This is a genomic window from Caulobacter flavus (assembly GCF_003722335.1).
GTDB classification, from domain to species: domain Bacteria; phylum Pseudomonadota; class Alphaproteobacteria; order Caulobacterales; family Caulobacteraceae; genus Caulobacter; species Caulobacter flavus.
The window spans coordinates 1,179,886-1,194,091 of sequence record NZ_CP026100.1 but is presented as its reverse complement, the minus strand read 5'-3'; the positions used below and the strand labels follow the sequence as shown (position 1 = coordinate 1,194,091).

Below are 14,206 nucleotides of genomic sequence, written 5' to 3'. Positions count from 1 at the left end.
CGATCCACCTTGTCGAGGGTCAAAAATGGCCTAGTCAGCGGCGGGAATGGCATTAACGTCCCCCGCCATGCTGACGCTCCGTTCCGTTTCGCCCGCCGCCCTGGCCCTCGCCCTCCTCGCCGCCGGCCCCGCCCGCGCCCAGGAGGATCCCCACCTGGCGCTGGAGGGCGTCGAGACGCCGGCGTCGCTGGACTGGGTGAAGGCCGAGAACGCCAAGACCCTTCCGGTGCTGACCGGCGACGCGCGCTACCAGGGCCTGCACGACGCGGCTCTGAAGGTGCTGTCCGCCAAGGACCGCATCGCCGCCCCGGCCTTCGTCGGGACCAGCGTGTTCAACTTCTGGCAGGACGCCGACCACGTGCGCGGCGTCTGGCGGCGCACCAGCATGGACAGCTACCGCTCGGCCGATCCCAAGTGGGAGACGGTCATCGACCTGGACGCCCTGGCCAAGGCCGAGGGCAAGAACTGGATCTGGAAGGGCGCCGACTGTCGTCCCAAGACCCACGACCGCTGCCTGATCTCGCTATCCAACGGCGGCAAGGACGCCGTCGAGGTGCGCGAGTTCGACCTGGCCACGAAGACCTTCGTCAAGGACGGCTTCTTCCTGCCCGAGAGCAAGCAGACCGTCGACTGGCTGGACGCCGACACCCTGATCCTGACCCGCGACTGGGGCGCGGGCACGACCACCGACAGCGGCTACGGCATGGTGGTGAAGACGCTCAAGCGCGGCCAGGCGCGGGACCAGGCCGTCGAGGTGTTCCGCGGCGAGAAGGCCGACGTCAGCGCCCGTCCGCACGTGCTGCGCGACGCCAAGGGCAATCGGGTGGTGCTGATCGAGCGCGCCACCGACTTCTTCCACACCAAGACCTTCCTGCTCGACGACGCCGGCAAGGCGGCCCTGCTGCCTATCCCCGAGCGCTCGTCGATCCGGGGCATGGTCGGCGGCGACCTGATCCTGACGGTCGAAGAGGTCTGGAACTACGAGCCGATGCCGTCGCTGGGCCGCAACTTCCCGGCCGGGTCGCTGGTCTCGGTCAGCCCCAAGGCCCTGCTGCCCAAGCCGGCGTCGCCCACCGGCGACATCGTCATCAGCAACGACTGCGATCCCTGCACGATCTTCCAGCCGGGCCCGCGCCAGTCGATCGACCAGGTGGCGGTGACCGACAACCGCGTGGTCGCGGTGATCTACGACAACGTCAAGGGCGGCATCCGCAGCTTCAGCGACCACGGCGAGTTCGGCTGGCGCAGCCAGGGCCTGCCGGGCCTAGACAACGCCGCGGTCTCGATCGTCGCCACCGCCGATAGCGGCGACCAGGTGTTCTACACCGTCGAGGGCTTCGTCACCCCGACGCAGCTGAAGCTGGCCGACGCGACCAAGGCCGGCGCCGAGACCGTCAGGACCCTGCCCGCCCGCTTCGACGCCTCGAAGCTGCAGGTCGAGCAGAAGGAGGCCACCTCCAAGGACGGCACGAAGATCCCCTACTTCCTGGTCAGCCAGAAGGGCGGCAAGCTCGACGGCTCGGCTCCCACCCTGCTGCACGCCTACGGCGGCTTCCAGCTGTCGAAGCTGCCGGTCTACGACCCGGTGATCGGCAAGCTGTGGCTCGAGCGCGGCGGCGCCTACGCCGTGGCCAACATCCGCGGCGGCGGCGAGTTCGGTCCGGCTTGGCACGAGGCGGCGCTGAAGGCCAACCGCCAGCGGGCCTACGACGACTACTTCGCCGTGGCCGAGGACCTGATCTCGACCAAGGTCACCAGCCCGCGCCATCTGGGCGCATATGGCCGGTCGAACGGCGGCCTGCTGATGGGCGTGGCCCTGACCCAGCGGCCTGACCTGTGGAACGCCGTGGTGGTGGAAAGCCCGCTGCTGGACATGATCCGCTACACCAAGCTGCCGGCCGGGGCCTCGTGGATCGGCGAGTATGGCGATCCCGACAAGCCGCAGGAGCGGGCCTGGATCGAGACCTACAGCCCGTACCAGAACCTGAAGGCCGGGGTGAAATACCCGCTGGCCTACATCACCACCTCGACCAAGGACGACCGGGTGCACCCCGGCCATGCCCGCAAGTTCTCGGCCCGCCTGGCCGACCTGGGCCAGCCCTACATGTACTACGAGAACACCGACGGCGGTCACGCCAACGGGGCGGACCCGGCGGCCAACGCCAAGCGCTGGGCTCTGCACTACACCTACCTGTCGCGCCAGCTGATGGATCACTAGATGCGTAAGCTCACCCTGGCCCTCTTCGCCGCCACGAGCCTCATGACCGTTTCCGCACACGCCGCTTCCGACACCGCGCCCGCCGCAGCCGCCGTCCGCACGCCGCTGGCCGAGCTGGGCAAGGACGATCCCTACATCTGGATGGAGGAGATCGAGGGCCAGCGCGCGCTCGACTGGGCCAAGGCCCAGAACGACCGCACCCTGCCGGTGCTGCAAGGCGACGCGCGCTATGCGGGCCTGCACGACGCGGCCCTGACCATCGTCAACGCCAAGGACCGGATCCCCGGCGTGTCGTTCGTGGCCGAGGACGACCTGCGGAACTACTGGCAGGACGCCGACCACGTGCGCGGCGTCTGGCGCACCACCACCCTGGCCAGCTACCGCACGGCGCAGCCGGCCTGGTCGACCATTCTCGACCTCGACGCCCTGGCCAAGGCCGAGGGCAAGAACTGGGTCTGGAAGGGCGCCGACTGCCTGGCGCCGGAAAGCCGGTATTGCCTGGTCTCGCTGTCGAACGGCGGCAAGGACGCCGTGGTCGTGCGTGAGTACGACACCCAGACCAAGACCTTCGTCGCCGGCGGCTTCGAGTTGCCCGAGGGCAAGCACCGGTTCGACTGGATCGACAAGGACACCCTGATCGTCGCCACCGACTGGACGCCGGGCGAGGTCACCACCTCGGGCTATCCCTACGTGGTCAAGCTGGTCAAACGCGGTCAGCCCCTGAGCGCGGCCAAGGAAGTCTATCGCGGCGCCAAGGACGACGGCGGCTACGGGGTCAGCCCCTACGCCGTGCGTGATCATGACGGCGTGGTGCGGGCGGTGTTCGTGCTGCGTCCGCTCGACACCTTCAACGCCGAGACCCACCTGGTGACCGGCGAGACGACGGTGAAGCTGCCCTTCCCGCTGAAGTCGTCGATCCAGGCCCTGGTCAAGGGCCAGCTGGTGTTCAGCGTCGAGCAGGACTGGGCCGAGCAGGGCCTGAAGACCGGCGACCTGGCCGCCTTCGACCTGGCCGCGCTGAAGGCCGACGCCGCCAAGGCCCAAGGGGCGTTCAAGGCGACCCTGATCCTGCGGCCGACGGCCCGGGAGTCGGTGCAGGGCGTCAACGCCACGCGCGACCGGCTGGTCGTGGCGCTGTTCGAGAACGTCAAGGGCGCGGCTTACGCATACGACTTCAAGGGCGGCGCCTGGACCCGCGGCAAGCTCGACCTGCCGGCCAATTCGTCGGTCAGCCTGGGCTCGGCCTCGGACAAGGACGACCGCATCTTCGTCAGCGTGACCGGGTACCTTACCCCCACGACCTACTGGCTGGCCGATGCGGCCACGGGCAAGCTGGACCAGGTCAAGGCCGCCCCGGCCAAGTTCGACGCCTCGACCCACGTGGTCGAGCAGTTCGAGGCGACGTCGAAGGACGGGACCAAGATCCCCTACTTCCTGGTTCGCCCGAAGAACACCAAGTACGACGGCTCGACCCCGACCCTGCTCTACGCCTACGGCGGCTTCCAGGCGTCGATGACGCCGGGCTACTCGCCGACCATGGGCAAGCTGTGGCTGGAGCGCGGCGGCGCCTACGTGGTCGCCAACATCCGCGGCGGCGGCGAGTTCGGCCCCAGCTGGCACGAGCAGGGCCTGAAGGCCAACCGCCAACGGGTCTATGACGACTTCTTCGCGGTGTCCGAAGACCTGATCGCCCGCAAGATCACCTCGCCGCGACGCCTGGGGATCATGGGCGGCAGCAACGGCGGCCTGCTGATGGGCGTGGCCCTGACCCAGCGGCCGGAGCTCTACAACGCCATCGTCATTCAGGTGCCGCTGTTCGACATGGTCCGCTACAGCCAGATCGGCGCGGGCTCGTCGTGGATGGGCGAGTACGGCGATCCGCAGATCCCGTCCGACCTGGCGGTGATCGAGAAGTACTCGCCCTACCAGAACCTCAAGGCCGGCCAGAAGTACCCCGAGGTGTTCATCGAGACCTCGACCAAGGACGATCGCGTCCACCCGGCCCACGCCCGCAAGGCGGCGGCCAGGCTGGAAGCCCTGGGCTATCCGGTTCTTTATTACGAGAACGTCGACGGCGGTCACGCCGCCAGCGCCAACCTCGCCGAGACGGCCCGCCGGGTGTCGCTCGAGTACACGTATCTGACCCGCAAACTGATGGACTGATCGCGCAAGGTCCGTAAACCGGACTGCAATCTCTGGGCGTCATGATCCGAGCTGGCCTTCTGGAGGCTCGGATCAGCGCTCGGGGGGCGCCCGTGAAGATCGACGTCGTCGAGGCCCTGCAGCTATCGCCGGAGGACAGCGCTCGCTGGACCGACCTGCAGACCCTGCAGCCACGCCTGGATTCTCCTTTCCTGTCGCCCGAATGGGCCAAGGCCGTCGCCGTCGCCCAGGGCGAGAAGGGCGATCGCGTGAAGGTGGCCGTGATCCGCGGCGAGGACGGCCAGGCCCTGGCCTTCCTGCCCGCGCGCATCAAGGCGGGCGTGGCCATGCCCGCCGGCGCGCCGATGTGCGACTATCAGGCCCTGGTCTCGGCGCCCGACGTGGCGGTCGACCCGCGCCATCTGCTGGCGGCCCTGAAGGCCCAGCGCCTGGATTTCTGCCACATGCTGGCCGACGACGAGACCCTGGCCCGGCACGGTCGCGGCCAGGCGGACTCGTGGATCGTCGACGTCTCGGCCGGCTACGAGGCCTATGCCGCCGACCGCAAGACGGCGGGCGTGGGCGTGCTCAAGGACATCGACAAGAAGCGCCGCAAGGCCGAGCGCGAGGTCGGACCCTGCCGCTACACGCCGATGTCGGACAGCCAGGCCGACTTCGACCAGCTGGTCGCCTGGAAGCGCGAACAGCTGCTGGCCACCGGCCAGACCGACCTCTTCAAGACCGACTGGGTGACCAAGCTGGTCACCGATCTCTTCGAGCGCCGCGACGGCGATTTCGGCGGCGGGCTCTACACCCTGCACCTGGGCGACGAGCTGGCGGCGGTGCATCTGCACCTGCGCGGCAAGCACACGATCCACGGCTGGCTGATCGCCCACAACGCCAAGTTCGACCGCTATTCACCGGGCCTGCTGCTGTTCCAGGACATCCTGAAGGGCATGCACGCCGGGTCCTACCATCGCCTGGACCTCGGCACCGGGGACTACCGCTTCAAGCGCGAGCTCTCCAACGCCCGCCAGACCGTGGTGTTCGGCTTCTACGGCTCGCCCTCGCCGGCCACCTTCGTGCGCTCGGCCGCCTGGGGCGTGCGCCAGGTCGCCGAAGCCCTGCCGCTGGGCCGCATGTCGCAGCTGCCGGGCAAGGCCATGCGCCGCATCGACCTGCTGCGCGGCCTGCACTGAGGCTGGCCAAGGCGTCCGCGCGGGCTAAGCTGTCGGCCTAGGCGGGAGGACGCTATGCGGCGATTGTTTCTGTTGACGATGCTGTGCGCGGCCGGCTGCGCGTCGGGCGGCTCCACGCCCAGCGCCAGGGATGTCGCCCGTATCGAAACCGCCATCACCACGATCGAGGACATCCAGGCCGTCGGCGTCGGCGACAGCGCCGCCATGGCCCGCGCCGCCAGGACCCGTGTCCGCGCCCTTCGCTGCGGTCCGGTGGACATGGGTCGCGTGGAATGCGCCTACGAGACGGCGCCCCGGATCGGGCCCGACGAATGGACGTCTCGGACGCGGACTTTCGAGCGGGCGCGCCGGCCTTCGCCCAGCCAGCCCCAGGCCGACGGCTGGGTGGTGGTCGAACCGGCGGCGCGCTGAGGCCCTACCCGGCCTTGCCGGTCTCGACATAGGCCTTGAGACGGTCCTGCTGCTGGCCCAGCACCTGGTCGACGATCGGGGCGATCTTGTCGAGGCCGCCGCGCATGTAGCCGCCGGCGTCGTAGCTCCAGGTCACCGTGGTCTTGCCGTCCTTTTCGGCCAGGGCCCAGATCATGTGCCCTGTGGCGCCCGACAGCTGCAGCGGCCCCAGGCCGCCGAACAGGGTCAGCTGCTTGCCGGGCTGGGCGTTGACCGTGGTCATGTGCAGCACCGAGCCGCCATTGGGCATCTTCTCGCAGAAGCAGGCCCCCGAGGCCGCGCCCAGCGACAGGTTGGCGGCCGAGCCCGACCAGGTGTGATCACTGCTCCACCACCTGGCGGGCTGGACCAGCGCCGCCCACACTTCGGCGGCGGGTTTGGCGATCACCACCGAACGCTTGGTGGCGAAGCCGTTCGGCTGGGCGTCGATAACCTCCGCGTCGGCGGCGCCGGCGGCCAGCAGGACGAGGGCGGCGAGAACAGGGGCGGCGAGCTTCATGGCGCGTCTCCGAGGCCGAAGTTCCGCGATGAAGCGCCAGCTTGAGCTTTTGAACAAGCACTCAAGTTCGTCATCGCGGCCGGACGCCCGCGAAAGCGGGCGGTAGAGCCTGGACCCAGGAGCAGCCGCAATGCGCCGGCGATCGCCAGGGGGGCCGACCCTAGTGTCGCGCCCGGTCCCCTGGATCCCGGATAGCGCTGCGCGCTTCCGGGAAGACGAGCGGATCTGCGAGCGGGCTACGCCTTCTCGAACACCAGCGGGCCGCCCCAGAAGCTCTGGACGAGGCCGTTCTGCGGGCCGGGCTGGCCGGTGGTCAGGAACACGCGACCGCCGCCGGTTCCCGGGTCGTACTCGGGATGGCGCTCCAGGTAGCGCTCCAGGGAGTCGGCGGTCGACTTGGGCTGGTGGATCACCGGCGTGCCGGCCGGCAGGGCGGCGCGGAAGATGTCGGCGATGATCTCGTAGTGGGTGCAGCCCAGCACCGCGCGGTCGGGATAGCGGCCGATGCGGGTTTTCAGCGCCTGGACGTAGCCCTCGACGGCCTTGGCCAGCTCGACCACGCCGGCGTCGGCCTCGATCATCGGCACCAGGTCCGGACAGGGCTGCGAGAACACCGCCAGGTCCTGCTTGCGCTTGTCGATCTCGATCTCGTAGACGCGCGAATTGGTCGTGCCCTGGGTGGAGAACACCCCCAGCACGTCCAGCTGCTCGACCTTGTCGCCCCGGCGCTCGGCCTCGTGCTCCCAGGGCAGGCCCGTGGCCGCCTCGATGGTCGGCACGATGATGCCCAGGATGTTGACCGGCCGGCCCAGCTGCTTGCGGTAGCCCGGAAGCCAGGTCTGCTGCAGGCGGCGAAGGGCGATGGCGCTGGCGGTGTTGCAGGCCAGGACCACCAGGCTGGCGCCGGCCTCGAACAGGCGCTCGCAGCCGGCCCGCGTCAGGTCGACGATCTCCTCGCCGGGACGGCCGCCATAGGGGGCGTTGGCCTGGTCGGCCAGATAGACGAAGTCCGCCTGCGGCAGACGCTGCACGAGGGCGCGGTGGACGCTCAGTCCCCCCACGCCGGAGTCGAAGACGCCGATGGTCATACGGCGAGCATTAGACCCGGTCGGCGCCGGCGTCCATGCGCCGGGGGCGGCTTGGCGAAAAGGTTACGGTCCTGTCATGTGACGGGGCCGCGACCTTGGCCTAGGGTCCGGCCACACTCAACGGAGAGCCTTCCGTGCAACGTCGCACCTTCCTTCTCACGACCGCCGCGGCCGCCGCCGCGAGCGCCGCCGCGCCCGGCCTTTCCTTCGCCGCGGAGACCAACCCCTTGCTCGCCCCCTGGACCGGTCCGTACGGCGGCGTTCCCGCCTTCGACAAGATGAAGGTCACCGACCTGACCTCGGCGGTCGACACGGCCATGGCCCGGAACCTGGCCGAGATCGACGCCATCGTCGCCAACAAGGCCGCGCCGACCTTCGCCAACACCATCGCGGCGCTGGAAGACACCGGCCGCACCCTGGCCGACGTCGCCTGCTACTACGGCATCTGGGGCTCGAACATGAGCTCGCCCGAGTACCAGGCCATCGAGCCGGCGATCGACGCCAAGTTCTCGGAAATCGGCGACAAGATCACCCAGAACGCTGGCCTCTTCGCCCGCATCGAGGCCGTCTACAACAGCCCCGAGAAGGCCAAGCTGACCCCCGAGCAGCAGCGCCTCGTCTGGATCTACTACACCAACTTCGTGCGCTCGGGCGCCAAGCTGGCCCCGGCCGCCAAGGCCCGCGTGGCGGCGATCAACACCGAGCTGTCGGGCCTGTTCACGAAGTTCAGCCAGAACCTGCTGGCCGACGAGAACACCTATATCGAGCTGACCGAAGCCGACCTGGCCGGCCTGCCGGACTCGATCCGCGCCTCGACCGCCTCGGCGGCCGCCCAGCGCAAGCTTCCGGGCAAGTTCATCATCGTCAACACGCGCTCCAGCGTGGACCCCTACCTGACCAGCTCGCCGGTGCGCGCCACCCGCGAGAAGGTGTGGAAGGCCTTCGTCAACCGCGGCGACAACGGCGGCGCGACCGACAACAACGCCCTGATCGCCAAGATCCTCAAGCTGCGCGCCGAGCGCGCCAAGCTGCTTGGCTACCAGACCCACGCTCACTGGCGCCTCGAGAACGCCATGGCCAAGACGCCCGACAAGGCCATGGCCCTGATGGAAGCCGTCTGGACCCCAGCCATCGAGCAGGTGGCCAAGGACGTGGCCGACATGCAGGCCATCGTCGACGCCGAAGTTAAGGCGAATGGGGGGGCGAGCTTCAAGATCGAGCCGTGGGACTACCGCTTCTACGCCGAGAAGGTCCGCAAGGCGAAGTACGACCTCGATATGAACGAGGTGAAGCCGTACATGCAGCTGGAGAAGCTGCGCGAGGGCATGTTCTGGGCCGCCGGCCAGGTCTACGGCTTCGAGTTCAAGAAGGTCGAGGGCGTGCCGGTCTATGATCCGGACATGACCGTCTACGAGGTGCTGCGCGGCGGCAAGCACGTGGGCCTGTGGTACTTCGACCCCTACGCCCGTCCGACCAAGCGCTCGGGCGCCTGGATGAACGCCTACCGCAACCAGGAGCGTTTCAAGAAGCCGATCTCGACGATCGTCTCCAACAACTCCAACTTCATCAAGGGCGAGCCCGGCGAGCCGGTGCTGATCTCCTGGGACGACGCCAACACCCTGTTCCACGAGTTCGGCCACGCCATCCACGGCCTCAACAGCGACGTCACCTATCCGACCGTCTCGGGCACCAACGTCGCCCGCGATTACGTCGAATTCCCCAGCCAGCTCAATGAGCACTGGCTGTCGACGCCGGAAGTGCTGAACAAGTTCTGCGTCCATTACAAGACCGGCAAGCCGATCCCGCAGGAACTGGTCGACAAGATCAAGAAGGCCTCGACCTTCAACCAGGGCTTCGACACCACCGAGTACCTGGCCAGCGCCCTCATCGACATGAAGCTGCACCTGGCCGGCGACGCCGACATCGATCCGGACTCCTTCGAGCGCGACGAGCTGACCAAGCTGAAGATGCCCAAGGAGATCGTCATGCGGCACCGTACGCCGCAGTTCGGTCACGTGTTCTCGGGCGACGGCTACTCGGCCGGCTACTACAGCTACCTGTGGGCCGACACCCTGACCGCCGACGTCGCCGAGGCCTTCCAAGAGGCGCCGGCCGGCTTCTACGACAAGCCCACCGGCCAGCGGCTGATCAAGACGATCATGTCGCGCGGCAACTCGGTCGACCCGGCCGAACAGTTCCGCGCCTTCCGCGGCCGCGACGTGAAGATCGGCGCCCTGATGCGCGACCGCGGCTTCCCGGTGCCCCCGGGCGCCTGATCGGCCGACCTGATCTGAAACGAGAACGCCCCGCCCGGTGAAAGCCAGGCGGGGCGTTTTTGTTAAATCCTCCCCCTCTGGGCGAGGTGGCGCGAAGCGCCGGAGGGGGCGTTTTCAGCCGCCGCGATGGCCTGCCGATTACGCAGCTGCTCCCCTCTTCCAGAGGGAAAGGGTCTTGTTCAGGCCGCCCGCCGGGCCGCGCTTGCGCCCGCGTCCACCTTGAACCGTCCCACCAGCCGCGCCAGTTCGGCCGCCTCGTTGGACAGCGAGTGGCTGGCGGCGGTCGACTGCTCGACCATGGCGGCGTTCTGCTGGGTGGCCTGGTCCATCTGGTTCACGGCGACGTTGACCTGGGCCAGGCCCGTGGCCTGTTCCTGGGCGCCGGCGGCGATCTCGGCGACGGTGCGGTTGATGTCCTGCACGCCGGCGGTGATGCGGCGCAGGGCCTCGCCGGTCTGGCCGACCAGCGACACGCCCGCGTCGACCTGCTGGCCCGAGGCGCCGATCAGGCTCTTGATCTCCTTGGCCGCTTCGGCCGAGCGCTGGGCCAGGGCCCGCACTTCGGAGGCCACGACCGCGAAGCCCTTGCCGGCGTCGCCGGCTCGGGCGGCCTCGACGCCGGCGTTCAGGGCCAGGAGGTTGGTCTGGAAGGCGATCTCGTCGATCACGCCGATGATGTTGCCGATCTCCCGCGAGGAGGCCTCGATCTGCGTCATCGCCGCGACGGCGCGCTCGACCACCTCGCCGCCGGCCTCGGCGTCCTTGCGGGCGGCGTCGACCGACTTGCGGGCATGGCCGGCGCCCTCGGCGGCGCGGCGGACTGTGGCGGTGATCTCGTCGAGGGCCGCGGCGGTCTCTTCCAGGCTGGCGGCCTGCTGCTCGGTGCGACGCGACAGGTCGTCGGCCGCGTGGCTGATCTCGCCCGAGCCGGCGCGGATGCCGCCGACCGCGCCGTTGATCGTCGTCATGGTCTCCTGCAGCTGGCCCATGGCGGCGTTGAAGTCGCTCTGCAGCTTGCGATAGGCGGGCGGGAAGGCCTGGTCGAGACGGGCAGTCAGGTCGCCGGCCGCCAGGCGCTCCAGGGCCTCTCCGACCCGGGCGACGACGGCCGCCTGCTCCTGCGCCGACGCCGCGCGCTCGGCCTCGTTGGCGCCGCGCTCGACCTCGGCCTGCCGGCGGTGCTCGGCGGCCTCGCCCTCGACGCGCAGCTTCTCGATGGCGGCGTCCTTGAAGGTCAGCACGGCCTGGGCCATCGCCCCGATCTCGTCGCGACGGCCTAGGGCCGGCACGGCCACGGCGTTGTCGCCGCCGGCCAGGCGGCGCATGGCGGTGGTCATGGCGTCGACCGGGGCGGCTATGCTGCGCGCCAGCAGCCAGCCCATCAGCACGGCGATGGCCACGGCGGCCGCGCCGCCCAGGGCCAGGGCCAGGGTCGCGGCGGTGAAGGCCTTGTCCTGGGCGGCGATACGCGCGGCCAGTTCGGCGCTTTCGGCCTCGTCGATGGTCTTCAGCGCCTTGCGCACGTTGGTCAGGCGGCCGCTCTTGCCGATGTCGAGGCGGGCGGCGTCCAGCCGGGCCGGATCCTGGGCGGCGGCGATCTGGGCGCGGGTCTCGGCGCGGAACACGCCCACGGCCTGATCCAGCTGGGCCAGGCGCGCCTGCTGCTCCTGCTGTTCGGCTCCGGCGTTCAGGACCTTGTAGGCTTCGTCGTACTTGCCTTGGAAGTCCTCGTACTTCTTGACGAACGAGGGGTCGAGGCTGGCCACGAAGCCGCGCGCGGCGTTCTGCTGCTCGACCAGTTCGGCCGCGGCCTTCTCGACCGTGGCGCGGTAGGCGTAGCTCTCGGCGTTCAGGGCGGTGACGCGCTGGATCGACGACAGGCCGCTCCAGGCCAGAGCGCCGGCGCCGGCCACGGCCGCCACCAGGACGGCGAAGGCGACCACCAGCTTGTGCGCCACCTTGAGGTTGCTGAGCATATCGAGAACTTCCCAGGATAGAATTGGGAAGAGTTTCGTCGAATAGAATTAATGGATGTTATTCATGAGTGCCGACACCGCTGATCGGTCGTCATTCTACACTGTTCGGCGGCGACGAAATCATTGCGTCAAAAGGAGAGAACGGGGTGGTGCGTCATCTCGCCGCGGACATCGACCCGGCCTGTCGAAATCGTCGATATTGATCCGTATGCTGATTACTTGCGGTTACATTGCAGCTGAAATCGCCATTTTGGCGAAAATCCGTCGTACACCCGCTTGGCGAGAATCGTGAGACAAAGAACGGCGCACGGTCGCAACCGGGGGGCGGGGCCGCGCGTATTGCAAGCGTGGCCGAGCGCTCGGCCGAGCCAGGACGTCCCCGATGGAAGCCCCTCGTCCCCTGCCCCTGATCGGTCCCATGCTGTGGCTGGCCGCCGCGGCCTTCTCGGCCGGCTTCGGCGGCTACCTGCTGATGGGCCTGGGCGCGCGATAGGGGCGGATCGTTCCGCTCCCGGGACGTCGCCGTCGCTCCCGACACGAGGCCGGGAACGACGGCGGATATTCTCCAGCGTCTATCGGCCGCCGGTCGACCCGAAGCCGCCGGCGCCGCGATCGGTCTCGTCGAGGCTGGCCACCAGGTTCCAGGCCGCCTGCACCACGGGGGCGATGACCAGCTGGGCGATACGGTCGCCGCGACGGATGACGAAGTCCTCTTCGCCCAGATTGGCCAGGATCACCTTCACTTCGCCGCGGTAGTCGCTGTCGATGGTGCCGGGCGAGTTCAGGCAGGTGATCCCCGCCTTGGCCGCCAGGCCCGAGCGCGGCCGCACCTGGGCCTCGAAGCCCTGCGGCACGGCGAAGGCCAGGCCCGTCGGGACCATGAACCGCGCGCCCGGCTTCAGGGTCAGGGGCGCGTCTTCCCCGACGGCGGCGCGCAGGTCCATGCCGGCGGCGCCGACCGTCTCGTAGGCGGGCAGCGGCAAGCCGTGGGCGTGGGCGAGCTGCACGACGGGAATGTGGGGCGTAGTGGTCATAGGGCTTCCGCGATGCGTTGGGCGATGGCCTGGGCGACGGCGTCCTTGGACGCGCGCTCCCAGCGTTCGGTGTGGTCCTTGGCGATCAGCAGGACCGCGTTCTCGGTTCCGCCCATGACGCCCGGCTGGGTGACGTCGTTGGCGATGATCCAGTCGCAGCCCTTGCGCGCCAGCTTGGCGCGGGCATGGGCCTCGACGTCGTCGGTCTCGGCCGCGAAGCCGACCACCAGCCTGGGCCGGTCGGGACCGGTGGCGGCCAGGGTCGCCAGGATGTCGGGGTTCTCGACGAAGGTCAGGGCCGGCGGGCCGCCCTTGTCCTTCTTCAGCTTGGAGCCGAACACCTCGTCGACGCGCCAGTCGGCGACGGCGGCGACGAACACCCCGACGTCGGCCGGGAGGGCGGCTTGCGAGGCGGCCAGCATCTCGCGGGCGCTCTCGACGTCGATGCGGGTGACGCCCGGCGGGGTGGCCAGGGCCACGGGGCCGCTGACCAGGGTGACGCGCGCGCCCAGCCTGGCCAGCGCCTCGGCGATGGCGTAGCCCTGCCGGCCGCTGGAGCGGTTGGTGATCCCGCGCACCGGGTCGATCGCCTCGAAGGTCGGACCGGCCGTGACCAGGGCGTGCTTGCCGGCTAGCGGCCGCGCCGCCGGGCCCTGCAGCATCGCCACGATCGCCTCGAAGATCTCCGGCGGTTCGGCCAGGCGCCCGGGGCCGAACTCGCCGCAGGCCATGGCCCCCTCGTCGGGGCCTACGAACGCCACGCCGTCGGCCTTGAGGGTCGCCACGTTGCGCTGCACGGCGGGGTGGAGCCACATCCGCACGTTCATGGCCGGGGCCATCAGCACCGGCTTGTCGGTGGCCAGCAGGGTCGTCGAGGCCATGTCGCCGGCGAGGCCGTTGGCGGCCTTGGCGATCAGGTCGGCGGTGGCCGGGGCGACCACCACCAGGTCGGCCGAGCGCGACAGCTGGATGTGGCCCATCTCGGCCTCGTCGGTCAGCGAGAACAGGTCGTCATAGACCTTGTCCTCGCTCAGGGCCGCCAGCGACAGCGGGGTGACGAACTCGGCGCCGGCCTTGGTCAGGATCGGCCGCACGCCGATCCCGGCCTTGCGCAGCAGACGGGTCAGCTCCAGGGCCTTGTAGGCCGCCACGCCGCCGCCGACGATCAGGAGCACGCGCTTGCCGCCCGGGATGTCGCTCACCTTGAAGGCCTTTCGTCCGCCCGTTCCCCTCCGCGCATAGAGCGCCTCGCGCCCGCAGGCAATCGCGGCGCGCGTCAGGGACGCGAAAGCTTAACGGCGGGACTCGACTCGCGTTCTTTTTT

The 14,206-nt window shown here is 69.4% G+C and carries 11 protein-coding genes; 6 read left to right on the top strand and 5 right to left on the bottom strand.

Going from position 1 to position 14,206, the window contains the following annotated elements; all coding sequences use genetic code 11:
• The first annotated feature begins 67 nt into the window (after window positions 1-67).
• The 4 genes from C1707_RS05680 (at window position 68) to C1707_RS05665 (ending at window position 5,970) form a co-directional block, all read left to right on the top strand.
• Entirely contained in the window at window positions 68-2,218 is a 2,151-nt protein-coding gene (locus C1707_RS05680) for a prolyl oligopeptidase family serine peptidase (RefSeq protein WP_101713206.1), read from the top strand.
• The gene (locus C1707_RS05675; RefSeq protein ID WP_101713207.1) at window positions 2,219-4,381 is read left to right on the top strand and encodes a prolyl oligopeptidase family serine peptidase; all 2,163 of its coding nucleotides are present in this window, start codon (window positions 2,219-2,221) and stop codon (window positions 4,379-4,381) included.
• A gap of 92 nt (window positions 4,382-4,473) precedes the next feature.
• Window positions 4,474-5,559, top strand: a complete 1,086-nt coding sequence (locus C1707_RS05670) for a GNAT family N-acetyltransferase (RefSeq protein ID WP_101713208.1) — start codon at window positions 4,474-4,476, stop codon at window positions 5,557-5,559.
• A 54-nt stretch (window positions 5,560-5,613) separates the two neighbouring features.
• Window positions 5,614-5,970, top strand: a complete 357-nt coding sequence (locus tag C1707_RS05665; protein WP_145998371.1) for a hypothetical protein — start codon at window positions 5,614-5,616, stop codon at window positions 5,968-5,970.
• A gap of 4 nt (window positions 5,971-5,974) precedes the next feature.
• On the opposite strand, the gene C1707_RS05660 is transcribed toward C1707_RS05665, so the two are convergent.
• Window positions 5,975-6,508, bottom strand: a complete 534-nt coding sequence (locus tag C1707_RS05660; protein ID WP_101713210.1) for an SRPBCC family protein — start codon at window positions 6,506-6,508, stop codon at window positions 5,975-5,977.
• Window positions 6,509-6,744: 236 nt separating this feature from the next.
• Window positions 6,745-7,596 (bottom strand): glutamate racemase, encoded by an 852-nt coding sequence (locus C1707_RS05655; protein WP_101713211.1) that lies wholly within the window; start codon window positions 7,594-7,596, stop codon window positions 6,745-6,747.
• Window positions 7,597-7,730: 134 nt separating this feature from the next.
• Here C1707_RS05655 and C1707_RS05650 point away from each other — a divergent pair, with 134 nt between their 5' ends.
• A complete protein-coding gene (locus C1707_RS05650) occupies window positions 7,731-9,872 on the top strand; it encodes a M3 family metallopeptidase (RefSeq protein ID WP_101713212.1) in 2,142 nt (713 codons plus the stop codon).
• A 179-nt stretch (window positions 9,873-10,051) separates the two neighbouring features.
• Here the strand turns inward: C1707_RS05650 and C1707_RS05645 are convergent, their stop codons facing one another.
• Entirely contained in the window at window positions 10,052-11,848 is a 1,797-nt protein-coding gene (locus tag C1707_RS05645) for a methyl-accepting chemotaxis protein (protein WP_101713213.1), read from the bottom strand.
• A 382-nt stretch (window positions 11,849-12,230) separates the two neighbouring features.
• On the opposite strand from C1707_RS05645, the gene C1707_RS26605 reads away from it, so the two are divergent.
• Window positions 12,231-12,341 (top strand): hypothetical protein, encoded by a 111-nt coding sequence (locus tag C1707_RS26605; RefSeq protein WP_240633872.1) that lies wholly within the window; start codon window positions 12,231-12,233, stop codon window positions 12,339-12,341.
• A gap of 79 nt (window positions 12,342-12,420) precedes the next feature.
• On the opposite strand, the gene dut is transcribed toward C1707_RS26605, so the two are convergent.
• Together dut and coaBC are read right to left on the bottom strand one after the other, a co-directional pair.
• Entirely contained in the window at window positions 12,421-12,882 is a 462-nt protein-coding gene (dut, locus tag C1707_RS05640; protein WP_101713214.1) for a dUTP diphosphatase, read from the bottom strand.
• Window positions 12,879-14,075 carry a bifunctional phosphopantothenoylcysteine decarboxylase/phosphopantothenate--cysteine ligase CoaBC gene (coaBC, locus tag C1707_RS05635; RefSeq protein ID WP_164467480.1) on the bottom strand — a complete coding sequence of 399 codons (1,197 nt, stop codon included), beginning with the start codon at window positions 14,073-14,075 and terminating at the stop codon, window positions 12,879-12,881. Before coaBC ends, dut begins: the two co-directional genes overlap by 4 nt.
• Window positions 14,076-14,206: the final 131 nt, after the last annotated feature.

Excerpts from the sequence above, each read along its gene's own strand:
- C1707_RS05680 (WP_101713206.1), top strand. The coding sequence starts at position 68 with ATGCTGACGCTCCGTTCCGTTTCGCCCGCCGCCCTGGCCCTCGCCCTC.
- C1707_RS05675 (WP_101713207.1), top strand. The coding sequence starts at position 2,219 with ATGCGTAAGCTCACCCTGGCCCTCTTCGCCGCCACGAGCCTCATGACC.
- C1707_RS05665 (WP_145998371.1), top strand. The coding sequence starts at position 5,614 with ATGCGGCGATTGTTTCTGTTGACGATGCTGTGCGCGGCCGGCTGCGCG.
- C1707_RS05660 (WP_101713210.1), bottom strand. The coding sequence starts at position 6,508 with ATGAAGCTCGCCGCCCCTGTTCTCGCCGCCCTCGTCCTGCTGGCCGCC.
- C1707_RS05655 (WP_101713211.1), bottom strand. The coding sequence starts at position 7,596 with ATGACCATCGGCGTCTTCGACTCCGGCGTGGGGGGACTGAGCGTCCAC.
- C1707_RS05645 (WP_101713213.1), bottom strand. The coding sequence starts at position 11,848 with ATGCTCAGCAACCTCAAGGTGGCGCACAAGCTGGTGGTCGCCTTCGCC.
- C1707_RS26605 (WP_240633872.1), top strand. The coding sequence starts at position 12,231 with ATGGAAGCCCCTCGTCCCCTGCCCCTGATCGGTCCCATGCTGTGGCTG.
- dut (WP_101713214.1), bottom strand. The coding sequence starts at position 12,882 with ATGACCACTACGCCCCACATTCCCGTCGTGCAGCTCGCCCACGCCCAC.